Genomic DNA, 13,326 nt, shown 5'->3' with positions numbered 1-13,326 from the left:
ATAGAGCGGTGATTAGCACGGCACGGGCTAATTATCGTTCGGACTTAGCCTCGAGCCTTGTAGTTAATTTCCACAATATCGTAACAACATTCGTATAAAAAAGAGGCTGTTGAAAAAACAAAAGTTTTCTCAGCCTCTTTTTTATAATGCTAATCATATTGATGCATATACTTTGAAAGCCGCTTTAAGCCTTCTTTTAAAGTTGCCTCTGGTGCGCAGTAGCCGAGGCGAACGTGACCTGGAGTATCAAAAGCATCGCCGGGCACGAGGAGAACCCCTTCGTCATGAAGCAAGTTTTCACAGAAGGTATGAATATCAACCGGCACGTCAAGCTTTGGGAAGGAAGTAGAGACTGCTTGTGGCATGATGACACTTGCCCGGTCTTCATGATCAATCCAATCCTTATAAATGGCGAGGTTGCCAAGAACTAGCTTCCGGTTCCGGGCGAGAACTTGATCACGGTGACGTAAAACGTAGGTGGCGAGCTGGTCGTTAAAGACTCCTCCACAGATCATGGTGTAATCACGGAACTTACGGAAGATATCGGCAACTTCAGCGTTAGTCGCGGTCCAACCGATCCGAACTCCTGGCACTGAATAAGTCTTTGAAAGAGAATTAGTAGAGATTCCCTTATCATAAAGATCAATAATCTGCGCAAATTTTTCGGGGTGATCGAGAGGCAGGTAGACTTCATCAACAAGAACATAAGCATCGACTGACTTAGCAATTTCAACAACTTGTTCGAGAAACTCTTTATCAAGAACCGTTCCCGTTGGATTATTTGCGTTGTTTAGACAAATCATTTTAGTATTAGGTTTAACCAGCGCTTTTAGGTCATCGATTCGTGGGTACCAGTCATCTTCTTCATGAATATGCCAGTAATCAACATCTGCACCTAATGATTTAGGAATGTCGTAGAGTTGTTGGTAAGAAGGGTATTCTGCAATTACATGGTCGCCGGGATTAATTAGGGCATAAAGGGCTAAAATATTTGCTCCTGTGGCACCATTTGTTTGCAAGATATTTTCCGGATCAACATGGTGATACAGTTTAGCAACTTCTTCTTTAAACTCGGGTGATCCTTCAATCCACCCATAGTTCATTTGCTGCTTATCAAGCATCTCATAAAACTCTTCGCCATTGTTACCATCTAAATTTAAGAGATCGTGCATGCTTAAAGAGGCGATTGTACTTTGCGAAATATCATAAGTCGCGCTCTTTTCCCACTTATTTAGCCATGCTTCAACACCAAAATGTGCTATTTCTACCATGATCTTTTTCCTCCTTTAATTAATTGAAATTGTTCCGTTGATTACCAATACTAAGGAAATAACCGCAAAGACAGCGATAATTCCCATTGCCCATTTTTCTTTTACTGTGATTGAGTGATGGAATTCCTTACATGCTTGAACATAAAAGAAGAATCCGGGAATAAAACCGACTGAAACGACCATTATTTCTTTCCAGCCAGAGAGAACCATCGCCATTAATTCAAAGAGGGTGGCGATTAGTCCAATAACAAATTGTCCCCATTCTTGGTGCTGCCAACTGTACATCATCTGGTAAATACCAACAAGGAGGTAACAGATCAAAATGGCAGCTGTACAAAGCGTATATGCAAAGTTATAAGCATAAGTAGTGAAAAGCAAAGAGAAGAGGAAAATTGATTGAAGAACCCCGGTGATTACTAATGCCCGTGTTGGCGCTTTTTTGTCATTTAGCTTACCCCATGATGTTGGGAGGGTTTCATCATCAGCCATTAGCATTAATGATTCAGCTGGGAGCATTGTCCACGAGAGCCACGAAACTAAAACTGAGATGATTAATCCAATACTGATCAGGGCGGCACCCCATGTTCCAACCAGGTGTTGCATGATAGCTCCAAGCGCCGGTTGCCCACCAGCTGCTAACTGAGCCCGGGTCATGACCCCGTATGGCAAAATAGAAACCACAATGTAAATAACAAGCAAGCTTACCAGGCCGAAGATGGAAGCCCGTTCAGCATCAGTCCGTGTTTTGGCACGACTAGAAAGAACCGAGGCACCTTCGACGCCGACAAATAGCCACATCATTACCATAATTGAGGCCTTTACTTGGTCATAGATTGAACCAGTTTCGATTTTTGAACTGAGATTCTGTGTTACATTGCCCCAGAAATCAGCAGTAAAGATCTTAGCCTTAAAACCAAGAATCACACAGATAACAAAGACGACTAATGGAATAATCTTGCAGATTGTCCCAATTGAATTGATGAAGGCCGCTGATTCGATTCCTCGATTTACCAAGAATGTCAAAACCCAGGTTAAAATAATTGCAACAATAATTGAGAATAAGTTTTGACCATTGGCAAATAGGCTGGGGAAAAACGTTCCAAGAGCGCTCATCATAATCGTCGCAAAAGCAATATTGCCGAGCCACGCGGAAAGCCAGTATGCCCAACCAGAAATAAATTCGCCCAGCGGACCAAAAGCAGCTGCCGCATAGCTGAAAATCCCTGAATCAAGGTCTGGCCGCTTTTGCGAAAGATTAGTTAGGGAGAGAACTAAAGTCAAGACGCCAATCCCTACTATTATCCAGGCAATGATTGCTGGTCCGGGAGCCGCCGCGGTAGCTAAATCACTGGTAATTCCAAATACTCCCGAACCAATTGTTGATCCCACGATTAAAAGGGTTAGTTCCGTCGTATTAATACCTTTTTTCTCACTCATTTACTCCACCTCACGATCTTATATATTAGAGTGAAAATCACATAAATTTGCTTAACTCAATTATAGCAACGTTGGAAAACGCTATCCATATCATTAAGATTAAATGTGAAAACGATTATTAAGTGATGAAAATAGTATACATCACTTATAGTAAAATATACAAATAAACGAATAAAGATTGCTAAGTTGGCATAAAAATACAAAAAATAGTATAAAAGTAATGTGAAATTCTGTAAAAGACTTTTATTTTTTTAAAAGACGACTATACTAATAATTATTAAATAATTTCTTATTTTTATTTAAGAATTCTAAAGCTTTGGAGGCATTATTTTGGACGAACAGAGTAGTAATAAGAAGATGATTACTACCTTTGGACTAGTGACGATGATCATTACCGCCATTTTTGGTTTTGGGAATGTTTCAAACGCCTACTTACAAATGGGTTACGGTAGTATTATTTGGTACGCATTAGCAGGGATTTGTTTCTTCTTTCCCTGTGGCTTGATGATGGCAGAGTACGGTTCCACATTTAAGGATGCTAAAGGGGGAATTTATTCCTGGCTTGCCGGCTCAGTTGGTGAACGAATCGCTTTTGTCGGTACTTTCGTATGGTTAGCATCTTGGATTGTATGGATGGTATCAACGGCATCACGGGTTTGGATTACCTTTTCTGCCTTACTTTTTGGTAAGGATACCACCCAGCAATGGCACGCATTTGGTCTGACCTCGACTCAATTGATTGGGGTTCTTGGGATTCTGTTGATTCTTGGAACAACTTGGTGCAGTTCACGGGGAATGACCGCCATTGCTAAAGTTGGTTCACTTGGTGGTATTTTTACAATTGTTGTTAACATTATCTTTGTTATTGTCAGCGTTATTGTTTTAGTCGCTGATAAAGGAATCTTAAAGCAGCCAATTCATGGTGCTTCAACGTTCATTACATCACCTAATCCACAATTCCAGACACCAATTGCTATTATTTCATTTGTTGTTTATGCTATTTTTGCTTACGGTGGAATGGAATCATTAGGGTCTGTTACTGATAGTATGAAAAATCCTGAAAAGACATTCCCTCGTGGATTGATAATTGCAAGTATCTTTACGATTGGTACTTATGTTTTAATGATCTTCATGCTCGGTTGGTCAGTAAATTATCAACAAACTTTGACTAAGAGCAGCGTTAACCTTGGTAATGTTACCTATGTTGTCTTTAATCAATTAGGGGTTACCATGGGGGATGCACTTGGATGGTCGCATGGTGCTGCCCTTACTTTTGGACTTATCATGACGCGGATCGTTGCCTTTGCACAGACTCTTGGTTTCTTGGGGGCATTGTTTATTCTGCTTTACTCCCCAATCAAGGCCTTCATTCTTGGTTCTAATCCAGACTTATGGCCAAAGAAGCTTACGAAACTTAACAAGGCGGGGATGCCTGCAAATGCAATGTGGCTTCAAGCAATTATTGTTTCAATTATTGTTTTCTTGGTTGCCTTTGGGGGCAATGCTGCTCAACAGTTCTACTTGATTTTGACTGATATGGCGAACGTTTCAACTTGTTTCCCATATATTTTCTTGATCGGGGCTTTTCCATTCTTTAAGGCAAAGAAGGATCTTGACCGGCCATTCGTTGTCTTTAAGAACCGTTTCTGGACAGATGTATTAGTATGTTTCGTTGAATTGATTTTAATTGTCGGAATCGTCTTTACGTTTGTTCAACCACTATTACAAAAAGATTATCAAACAGCTTTCTGGACACTTGCGGGACCAATCTTCTTTGCAATCGTTGCGTTGGTCTTCTATCAAATCTCCGCAAAGCGTCACCATGTTGAAGGGTAATTGGTAAAAACCTCAGCACCATTAGTTTGGTGATGAGGCTTTTTTATCTATTCTGTAATATTTGTCGGGTGTTCAGTTTGTTATAATTGTCTTTATAAATTAATTTTGGAGGTTATTATGGACAAGGAACCGGGCAAAGGTAAGACATTTATTGCGTTATTAATCCAACATATTACAATGGCCCAGATTTCAAGTTCTGCTGCTGTTCTAGCTTACTATACCTTGCTATCTATTTTTCCTGCCGTGATGGTAGTAGGAAATTTATTACCGATGATTGGGATTGACGCTAAGACGATTTTAGCCTACCTCTCAACTGCAATTCCTGAATCGGTCTATGATTTTATCCAGCCGTTGATCTATGATTTCTTACGACGGGGGAGTGGTGGTGTTCTGACAACCGGGGCCTTGATTGCTCTCTGGTCGACCAGTCAGGGAATTGCCGCTTTTCAAAGAAGCGTTAATCATGCGTATGGAATCGCTGAGAATCAAAATCCAGTGATGAACCGAATCGTCTCTTTTGTTTGGATGATTGTCGTCTTAGTAATTATTTTTATCATTATTATTTTGTATGGTTTTGGGGAGCAGGTTCTTAAGAGTATCCAGCCAATTTTTAATTTCCGGCGCGATTACATTGCTATCTTTAGCTCATTAAGGTGGCCGGTAACATTTGGCGTCTTGTTTATTGCTCTTACGCTCTTGTATTACTTTGTTCCTAATGCGAAGGTCCGGTTGCGCTATGCACTTGCTGGTTCATTCTTGGCTTCTTTGCTTTGGATGGGATTATCACGTTTATTCTCGTTCTATACCTTATTATTTAGTCATGGGGTAATTTCCTATAAGACAATTGGAGCTTTTATTGCAATGATGGTATGGCTTGACTTTTCTGGCTATATTATCATGCTGGGGGCGGCTCTCAATGCTGCTTTGCAAGAATGCCATGAAGGTGAATTGCACGCCAAGAAACACTTTTGGCAACTGGTAGAAAGAAAAAACAAAAATGGAGGCTAGGAAATTTTCCTAGCCTCCAAATGTTGAAGATCTTTAGAACTCGATATTTAATTACTTTTGTTCGTCGTTAAAGATAACGGTAGAAACAGTATCAATGTATTTTGCAGAAAGAGGTTGCTGATAAATATCTTCGCCTTCTTTAGTAAAAAGGTGGGTTTGCGCAATTTCTTGCATTGCCTTCCGAACAGTTTCGGCATCGAGATCACCACTGGCATAGTTCAACTTTAATGAATGTTTTTTACCAAGACTACCCTTGAAAGTTAAGCTTAATGTACGCATAAGTTAGTTTCCTCCTTGAAATTAGTTGTTCAATGCGACTTGACTAGTAACGATAATGTCTGTATCAAGGCATTTTTCAGCAGTAAGCATTTCAATTGCCGCACTAAATTGTGCTACCTGCTCATTAGTGACATCCTCAATAATGTTGTTAAAGGGATGTTTAACGCCCTTGGGATGTTCACTGTTAGTGAGGGTAAGCTGAATTTTAGCGGACTTGAAATTACGAACCATTTGCATGATAAAAACTTCCTTTGTTTAATTTGATTTGTTAAGTAGCGGCCACTGCTTACACCTTTATAAACGATTAAAAATTGAGAATGTTAAGGAGAAATTTAAAAATGGCAAAAATTTCGAAAATTGAGGCGCAAAAACGGAAGGGTCGATATAATATATACCTTGATGGTAAGTATGCTTTTCCAGTTGCAGAAAGTGTTTTGATTCAGTTCCGTTTGATGAAGGGGACCGAGCTAGATGAAAAGCAAATTGCGGCTATTGCGACTGCTGACCAGCAAGCAAAGGCTTATTCCCAAATGCTTGACTACCTTTCTTACCAGATGCGGACGGAAAGTGACATCATTAAGAAGCTAAAAGAAATTGATACGCCAGAAGAGTTTATTGAGCCAATCTTGAAAAAGCTGCGCGGTCAACAGTTAATCGATGATCATGCCTATGCAGCTTCTTATGTCCGCACGATGATTAATACGGACTTGAAGGGCCCTAGGGTAATTCGTCAACACTTACGACAAAAAGGGATTGGCGAAAACGATATTGATGATGCTTTAACGCAATTTACTCCTGAAGTTCAAGCAGAATTGGCAAAGAAGTTAGCTGTAAAGTTATTTCGCCGTTATCGGAACCAGCCAGAGCGGCGACGAGAACAAAAAGTACAACAGGGGGTTATGACAAAAGGCTTCTCTAGTAGTGTGTATGAAATGATTAAGGATGAAGTTGTTCCACAACCTGATCTGGAGCAAGAGAACGACCTTTTAGCAAAAGAAGCAGCAAAGCAATGGCATCGTGTTCGTCGTTATCAAGGATACGAGCGTGAGCAGCATTTTAAGCAGGCGATGTATCGAAAGGGCTTTGATCTTGATGACGTGCAGAGCTGGCTAGATGCGCAGGATTTCCAATAATAACTTTCCAAGATTGGGAATTACTGGTATTATTTTAATGATTATGTTTAAAAACAATAATTAGGAGTAAAATAGTGAATATTAAAATCTTAGTGGCTGTCCATAAAAATTATCGGATGCCAGGTGATCCAATGTATTTACCAGTTTTTGTTGGTAAAGAGATTCACCCGACTGTTAACCATACATTTCAGGGTGATAATACCGGAGATAATATTTCAAAAAAGAATCCGCACTACAATGAGTTAACAGCCTTGTACTGGGGATGGCAAAACCTTGATGTGGATGCGTTAGGATTGGTCCACTACCGTCGTTACTTAACGATGGGGCACTCAAAGGATCTTTCAACTATCCTTAATCATGAACAAGTTGAAGAGTTATTGACAGATGCCGATGTAGTCTTGCCAAAGAAGCGGCATTACTACATTGAAACAAATGAATCACATTACCTTCATGTTCATGAGCACGAGCCGCTTGAAATTACTCGGCAGGTATTAAAGGAGAAATATCCCCAGTACTTACCCGCTTTTGAAAAAGTAATGAAACAGACATCAGCTCACTATTTCAATATGATGATTATGAAGAAAAAGCCATTGGACGAATATTGTACCTGGCTGTTTGATGTTTTAGGCGAAGTTGAGAAAAAAGTTGATTATTCTGACTATACACCATATGAGCAACGGGTCTTTGGCTTTTTGAGTGAGCTTTTACTCGATACTTGGTTGTTGACTAATCCACAATACAAGACAGTGGAAGTTAACCGAGTATTTCTTGAAAAGCAAAACTGGCCGTTAAAGATTGCGAAGTTCTTAAAACGTAAAGTCACCGGTCATGGTGAGCATTAACGATTGGAGAGACAAGAATGCCAAAATTGTCAATAGTTGTTCCTTGTTATAACGAGGAAGAGGCTATCCCACTTTTTTACCCAGCCGTTGAAAAAGTGGTTAAACAGATGCCAGTAGAAACAGAATATTGGTTTGTTAATGATGGATCAAGTGATGGGACTTTAGCAGAACTACGCAAGCTTCACAAACAGGATCCAGAACGGGTTCATTATGTTTCTTTTTCACGGAATTTTGGTAAAGAAGCAGGGCTTTATGCCGGCTTACAGGCCGCAACAGGTGATTATATTGTTGTGATGGACGCTGATTTACAGGATCCACCAGAATATTTACCAGAGATGTATAAGGATATTTCTACTGGTGAATATGATTGTGTGGGGATGCGGCGGACAGATCGAAAGGGTGAGGCGAAGTTTAAGTCTTTCCTTTCCAACCAATTCTATAATGTTATCAATAAAATTTCTGATACCAAAATTGTCTCTGGGGCTCGTGACTACCGGATGATGACGCGTCAGATGGTGGATGCAGTGCTATCGTTAACTGAATATAACCGGTTCTCAAAGGGGATTTTTAACTGGGTTGGTTTTAAGACTAAATATCTTCCCTATAAAAATGTCGAACGAGTAGCTGGAACAACAGATTGGTCGACCTGGAAGTTATTTAAATATGCGATTGACGGGATTACTGATTTTTCAGAAGCTCCATTAGCAATTGCTACCTGGGCTGGCGGCTTGACAGCTTTCATTTCCATTATTGGGATGATTATTGTTATTGTTCGTAAAATTATTGAGCCATCGAGTAGCGCTTTTGGCTGGGCGTCAATGGTTTGTATCATTCTATTCCTAGGTGGTATCCAGTTACTTTGCCTCGGAATAGTTGGGCGTTATATTGGACGCATTTATATGCAGACAAAGAAGCGGCCGATATATATTATTAAAGAGAAAAAGTAGGGTTGAGAATCATGAGTGAGAAGGTAAAAATTAAACAACAATCTAAGAGCTACCTTTTCTGGAAGAGGTTCTTTGATGTTGTGCTATCATCAGGAGCATTAGTTTGCTTTAGCCCAGTGTTTTTAGCTGTTTTTATAATGAATCGCTTTGGTGATAATAAGGGACCACTGTTTTATAAACAAGAACGGATTGGCTGGCATGGCAAGCCCTTTAAGATTTATAAGTTCCGTTCAATGGTTGTGAATGCAGATAAAATTTTGGAAGATGATCCTGAACTTTATGCTAAATATGTGGCAAATAACTATAAGTTGGAACCAGAAGAAGATCCTCGAATTACTCGCTTAGGAGAATGGTTGCGGAAGACATCAATTGATGAAATTCCCCAATTTATTAATATTTTACGTGGCGAGATGAGTATCATTGGACCGCGACCAGTTGTTAAGGCAGAATTAGCAGAATATGGTGACCGGGTTGATAAATTTTTATCGGTAAAACCGGGAGCAATGGGATTGTGGCAATCAAGTGGGCGGAGTAATATACCATATCCAGAACGTTGTGATGTTGAATTAGAATATGTTGATGAGGCTTCGCTTGGATTTGATATGAAAATAATGTTTAAAAATATTATTAGTATCTTTAAGAGTGAAGGAGCATATTAGGAAGTGTGGGATGTACTTTTGTTGAGAATAAAAAAAATATTTAATGTACCGATTAATAGAGAAAATTTATACCTTTCCACAATGGTATTCTATATATTTGTTTTATTTTTAAGAAATACAACATTTGATCCTTATATTGGGAGCAGGCCCTTTAATATAGCTTCCTATTTGGTGATATTAATTTTAGTTTTTAAAATATTTGTTTTAGATGATTCTTCAATAAAACAGAAAATTGTCTCTTTCTTTATACTTACTTTAGCAGCAATTTCATGGCGAAATTCAAATTCTAATTTAATTATTGTAATGATGAGTTTTATTTTGGCTGCAGATAAGGTGAATTTTAGAAAGATTGTTAAGTTTTACTTTGGAACAGCAATAATTATTTTATCTTTTGTGATATTTTTTTCGTTAATTGGAGTTATTAAAGATCTTGTCTTTGTAGTACCAGGACGAGCAACTAGGTATTCATTAGGTATAATTTATCCAACTGACCTAGCAGCACATATTTTGTATCTATTGCTAGCACATGAGTATCTGAATTTTAGAAAAATTAATTGGAAATACTACATAGGTTATTTTATAGTCGCAATTATTACTAAATTAATAACTGATGCAAGATTGAGCGTCCTATGTATGATATTAAGCATTGCTGTTTTAATTATTGCCAAACTTGCAGAGCGGTATAAAATTTTTCAGAAATTTATTTCAACCTTTTGGATGTATATACCTATTGCTACCTTTATAGCATTTGTCTCTGCATATTTTTTTGATAAAGATAACCATCTTTTTTTTACCGTAGATCGAATGTTATCGGGTAGACTGGGGTATGGTCACTTAGCCATGGAGCTATATCCTGTAACGTGGTTTGGGCAAAGAATAGTTGAACATGGCCTAGGTGGTAATTCTGGTATGAAGATTTTTAATAATCATAACAATGGGTATTTTTTTATTGACTCTTCATATATACGTTTAATTTTAATGTATGGTTTGGCAATAACTATTGTTGTCATTATAATGATGACTTTAGTTTCAATTAAGGGATTAAGCCGTCATCAGTATGAGTTGACAGCAATAATTCTTGTTATAACATTTAGTTGTTTAGTAGAACAACACCTACTTGAAGTATCCTTTAACCCATTTTTATTAGCTTTACTGGCAAACATTAAATCCTCGGAGGTAAATTATGAAAAATGAAAATTTTACGCTAAATAAATTAATTAAAATAATCTGGAAGAACATAATAGTTATTATTTTATTTGCATTTGTCGGAGGCTTTACTTTTTTTACTATTGCAAAGCATAAAACTAGCGTTACCTATTCCGCTGAACGGGATATTATGATAAGAAATAATTTAAGCAATCGAGCAGCTTACCAAAGATTGAGAACTGAATTGGAGATGATTCCGACATATCGTGATATGCTTACTAGTCGTCAAGTTATGCTCAATGCACGAAAAGAATTGCCAAAGAATCTTCAGAAAAGAACAAGTGTGGAAGATGTTAGTAATGCTATTAGTACAAACAATCATCCCAATTCATTGATTATTTCAATAAAGGCAACCACTGATAATAAAAGCGATTCAATTGCATATGTAAATAGTGTAGCAAAAGCGGCAAAGGCAGAATTGCCAAAGATTCAAAGAGGAATGGGTGGCATCTATTTGTATCCTGCCGCTACTTCAAAAGATATTGCAGTAGAAGTTCACTCATCTGTAAAAAAATATACTTTAGTTGGAGTAGCTTTAGGAATTATCGCTGGAATGGTTGTTGCATTTACGGTTACTTCTATTAAGGAATTTAATTAAAGGAGCATAGTAGTATCATGCAAGCTGTTTTAATATTGGCTCATAAAAATATTAATCAGGTAATCGAACTTGCGGAGCGTCTTTCTAGCACATTTAACGTTTATATTCACTTAGATAAAAAAACAAATTTAACTCCAAAACAAAAAGAAAATATAAAAAGAGCTTCGACATTTGTAGTCTCAAAATATGATGTTAAATGGGGAAGTTATAGTATTGTAAAAGCAACGATTTTTCTAATGAAAGTTGCTTTAGAAAATAAGCAAAATACATACTTTCATTTGATTTCTGGTCAAGATTGGCCAATGCAATCTCTACACAAAATATATAATTTTTTTGAAAAGACAGATAGGATATTTATGAATTACTGGCAAGCTGTATCTATGAAAAAAACAGGTGAGCCAGAAATTTGGTGGACGAAGTATTATTTCAATTACGATCAAATTAATCGCCGTACTTTTGGAGGAAAGGTGTACCATAGACTACTGCTATTAGTGCAAACTATTTTGCGGATTAATAAGTTGAAAAAGTATGGTGTAAGTGAAACGGAAATATATGCTGGACAACAATGGATAGATATTCCACGAGATGCCCTAGAGTATTTGCTAAACTATTATCAAAACAACCCGAAATGGGAGAAAATATTTTCAACAAGTTTTTGTTCAGATGAAATGTGGGCACAAACAATTTTGTGTAATTCAAAGTTTAAAGACAGAATTGATAGGAATATCCATCATTATATAAACACAATAACAATTCATGGTAGTACTAATCCCGCGGTATTGACAGAAAATGATTATTCTAAAATTATTAAAGGAAATTACTGGTGGGGAAGAAAAGTAGAATTGCCGAAATCTAGTCGTTTGTTAGAAATGTTGGACTCATACAATGATAAGAACTAATTGTAGTTTTACAAAGATAATAAATACACCAAGAAGAAAGTAGGAATCAGCAAATTATGCAAAAATATGACTATCTAGTAGTAGGTACGGGCCTTTTTGGTGCGACGTTTGCCTATGAAGCTGCTAAACGTGGTAAGCGTGTAAAAGTGATTGAAAAGCGAGATCACATCGCTGGTAATATCTATACTAAGGAAGTAGATGGCATTCAAGTGCATCAATATGGGGCTCATATTTTCCATACGTCTAACAAGGAAGTGTGGGATTATGTAAACCAGTTTGCAGAATTCAATCGCTATACAAATAGTCCAGTAGCTAACTACAAGGGCGAAATGTACAACCTCCCATTTAATATGAATACTTTTAGCCAAATGTGGGGGGTACGGACACCAGCAGAAGCAATAGCGAAGATCAATGAACAACGCCAAGAGATGGCAGGTAAAGAGCCACAAAATTTAGAAGAACAAGCTATTTCTTTAATTGGTCGTGATATCTATGAAAAGCTTATTAAAGGCTACACTGAAAAACAGTGGGGACAAAATGCAACTGAATTGCCAGCCTTTATCATTCGGCGTCTGCCAGTGCGATTAGTTTACGATAACAACTACTTTAATGATACCTATCAAGGAATTCCGGTTGGTGGTTACACCCAGATTGTTGAAAAAATGTTAGACAGTGATTTGATTGATGTTGAAACTAGAGTAGACTTCTTTGATAAGAAGGATGAATATCTTAAAAATTATCCAAAGATTGTCTTTACCGGAATGATTGATCAATTCTTTGACTATCAGTTAGGTGAACTACAATACCGTAGTCTTCGTTTTGAAACTGAAGAAAAGAATGTTGGAAACTACCAAGGTAACGCGGTAATTAACTATACTGATGCAGAAACACCATATACTCGGATTATTGAACATAAGCACTTTGAATTCGGTAAGGGTGATAAGGATAAGACGGTGATTACCCGTGAATATCCGGCTGATTGGCATCGTGGTGATGAACCATATTACCCAATTAATAATCAACGGAATAACGAACTTTATAAGCAATATGCAAAGTTAGCGAGCGAAGAGGCAAATAATGTGATCTTCGGTGGTCGTTTAGGTCAATATCGTTACTATAATATGGATCAAGTATTACATGCAGCCTTGACAGCTGTTAAAGAAGAATTTAAATAAGATGTTGAAAGACGAATTAGGATCGGAATCTTAATT

The 13,326-nt window shown here is 37.7% G+C and carries 14 protein-coding genes; 10 read left to right on the top strand and 4 right to left on the bottom strand.

Features of this window, described 5'->3' with window-relative positions; all coding sequences use genetic code 11:
• Window positions 1-149 precede the first annotated feature (149 nt).
• A complete protein-coding gene (locus tag LMC10_RS04305) occupies window positions 150-1,271 on the bottom strand; it encodes an aminotransferase (RefSeq protein ID WP_229269037.1) in 1,122 nt (373 codons plus the stop codon).
• A 15-nt stretch (window positions 1,272-1,286) separates the two neighbouring features.
• Window positions 1,287-2,708, bottom strand: coding sequence for a basic amino acid/polyamine antiporter (locus LMC10_RS04300; protein WP_229269036.1), 1,422 nt, complete (start codon window positions 2,706-2,708; stop codon window positions 1,287-1,289).
• Between the two features lie 330 nt (window positions 2,709-3,038).
• Here LMC10_RS04300 and yjeM point away from each other — a divergent pair, with 330 nt between their 5' ends.
• Entirely contained in the window at window positions 3,039-4,544 is a 1,506-nt protein-coding gene (gene yjeM / locus LMC10_RS04295; protein ID WP_169470857.1) for a glutamate/gamma-aminobutyrate family transporter YjeM, read from the top strand.
• Between the two features lie 117 nt (window positions 4,545-4,661).
• The gene (locus LMC10_RS04290) at window positions 4,662-5,552 is read left to right on the top strand and encodes a YihY/virulence factor BrkB family protein (RefSeq protein ID WP_122481473.1); all 891 of its coding nucleotides are present in this window, start codon (window positions 4,662-4,664) and stop codon (window positions 5,550-5,552) included.
• Window positions 5,553-5,603: 51 nt separating this feature from the next.
• Here LMC10_RS04290 and LMC10_RS04285 read toward each other — a convergent pair whose 3' ends face one another.
• Both LMC10_RS04285 and LMC10_RS04280 read right to left on the bottom strand, forming a co-directional pair.
• A complete protein-coding gene (locus tag LMC10_RS04285) occupies window positions 5,604-5,831 on the bottom strand; it encodes a DUF2922 domain-containing protein (RefSeq protein ID WP_003670642.1) in 228 nt (75 codons plus the stop codon).
• 21 nt (window positions 5,832-5,852) lie between these two features.
• Window positions 5,853-6,068, bottom strand: coding sequence for a DUF1659 domain-containing protein (locus tag LMC10_RS04280; RefSeq protein WP_003670641.1), 216 nt, complete (start codon window positions 6,066-6,068; stop codon window positions 5,853-5,855).
• Window positions 6,069-6,169: 101 nt separating this feature from the next.
• On the opposite strand from LMC10_RS04280, the gene recX reads away from it, so the two are divergent.
• The 8 genes from recX to glf all read left to right on the top strand — a co-directional run bounded on the left by recX (window position 6,170) and on the right by glf (window position 13,290).
• Window positions 6,170-6,964 (top strand): recombination regulator RecX, encoded by a 795-nt coding sequence (recX, locus tag LMC10_RS04275; RefSeq protein ID WP_229269035.1) that lies wholly within the window; start codon window positions 6,170-6,172, stop codon window positions 6,962-6,964.
• A 74-nt stretch (window positions 6,965-7,038) separates the two neighbouring features.
• On the top strand, window positions 7,039-7,806 hold the full coding sequence (locus LMC10_RS04270) for a DUF4422 domain-containing protein (protein WP_229269034.1): 768 nt from the start codon (window positions 7,039-7,041) through the stop codon (window positions 7,804-7,806).
• Between the two features lie 17 nt (window positions 7,807-7,823).
• Window positions 7,824-8,753, top strand: coding sequence for a glycosyltransferase family 2 protein (locus LMC10_RS04265; RefSeq protein ID WP_229269033.1), 930 nt, complete (start codon window positions 7,824-7,826; stop codon window positions 8,751-8,753).
• 11 nt (window positions 8,754-8,764) lie between these two features.
• On the top strand, window positions 8,765-9,412 hold the full coding sequence (locus tag LMC10_RS04260; protein ID WP_229269032.1) for a sugar transferase: 648 nt from the start codon (window positions 8,765-8,767) through the stop codon (window positions 9,410-9,412).
• 3 nt (window positions 9,413-9,415) lie between these two features.
• Window positions 9,416-10,606, top strand: coding sequence for a polymerase (locus tag LMC10_RS04255; protein WP_229269031.1), 1,191 nt, complete (start codon window positions 9,416-9,418; stop codon window positions 10,604-10,606).
• A complete protein-coding gene (locus LMC10_RS04250) occupies window positions 10,596-11,216 on the top strand; it encodes a Wzz/FepE/Etk N-terminal domain-containing protein (protein WP_229269030.1) in 621 nt (206 codons plus the stop codon). Before LMC10_RS04255 ends, LMC10_RS04250 begins: the two co-directional genes overlap by 11 nt.
• Before the next feature lie 17 nt (window positions 11,217-11,233).
• Window positions 11,234-12,115 (top strand): beta-1,6-N-acetylglucosaminyltransferase, encoded by an 882-nt coding sequence (locus LMC10_RS04245; protein WP_229269029.1) that lies wholly within the window; start codon window positions 11,234-11,236, stop codon window positions 12,113-12,115.
• Window positions 12,116-12,171: 56 nt separating this feature from the next.
• Window positions 12,172-13,290: a UDP-galactopyranose mutase gene (glf, locus tag LMC10_RS04240; protein WP_229269028.1), complete on the top strand. Its 1,119-nt coding sequence runs from the start codon at window positions 12,172-12,174 to the stop codon at window positions 13,288-13,290.
• Window positions 13,291-13,326: the final 36 nt, after the last annotated feature.

The sequence above is a fragment of the Limosilactobacillus reuteri subsp. simiae genome (assembly GCF_020784875.1).
Taxonomy (GTDB): domain Bacteria; phylum Bacillota; class Bacilli; order Lactobacillales; family Lactobacillaceae; genus Limosilactobacillus; species Limosilactobacillus reuteri_H.
The sequence above is the reverse complement of the archived record's forward strand: the minus strand, read 5'-3'. Positions and strand labels throughout refer to the sequence as shown.

Bases quoted from the DNA above. Each gene is read 5' to 3' on its own strand.
- LMC10_RS04305 (WP_229269037.1), bottom strand. From the start codon at position 1,271: ATGGTAGAAATAGCACATTTTGGTGTTGAAGCATGGCTAAATAAGTGG.
- LMC10_RS04300 (WP_229269036.1), bottom strand. From the start codon at position 2,708: ATGAGTGAGAAAAAAGGTATTAATACGACGGAACTAACCCTTTTAATC.
- LMC10_RS04290 (WP_122481473.1), top strand. From the start codon at position 4,662: ATGGACAAGGAACCGGGCAAAGGTAAGACATTTATTGCGTTATTAATC.
- LMC10_RS04285 (WP_003670642.1), bottom strand. From the start codon at position 5,831: ATGCGTACATTAAGCTTAACTTTCAAGGGTAGTCTTGGTAAAAAACAT.
- LMC10_RS04280 (WP_003670641.1), bottom strand. From the start codon at position 6,068: ATGCAAATGGTTCGTAATTTCAAGTCCGCTAAAATTCAGCTTACCCTC.
- recX (WP_229269035.1), top strand. From the start codon at position 6,170: ATGGCAAAAATTTCGAAAATTGAGGCGCAAAAACGGAAGGGTCGATAT.
- LMC10_RS04265 (WP_229269033.1), top strand. From the start codon at position 7,824: ATGCCAAAATTGTCAATAGTTGTTCCTTGTTATAACGAGGAAGAGGCT.
- LMC10_RS04260 (WP_229269032.1), top strand. From the start codon at position 8,765: ATGAGTGAGAAGGTAAAAATTAAACAACAATCTAAGAGCTACCTTTTC.
- LMC10_RS04250 (WP_229269030.1), top strand. From the start codon at position 10,596: ATGAAAAATGAAAATTTTACGCTAAATAAATTAATTAAAATAATCTGG.
- LMC10_RS04245 (WP_229269029.1), top strand. From the start codon at position 11,234: ATGCAAGCTGTTTTAATATTGGCTCATAAAAATATTAATCAGGTAATC.
- glf (WP_229269028.1), top strand. From the start codon at position 12,172: ATGCAAAAATATGACTATCTAGTAGTAGGTACGGGCCTTTTTGGTGCG.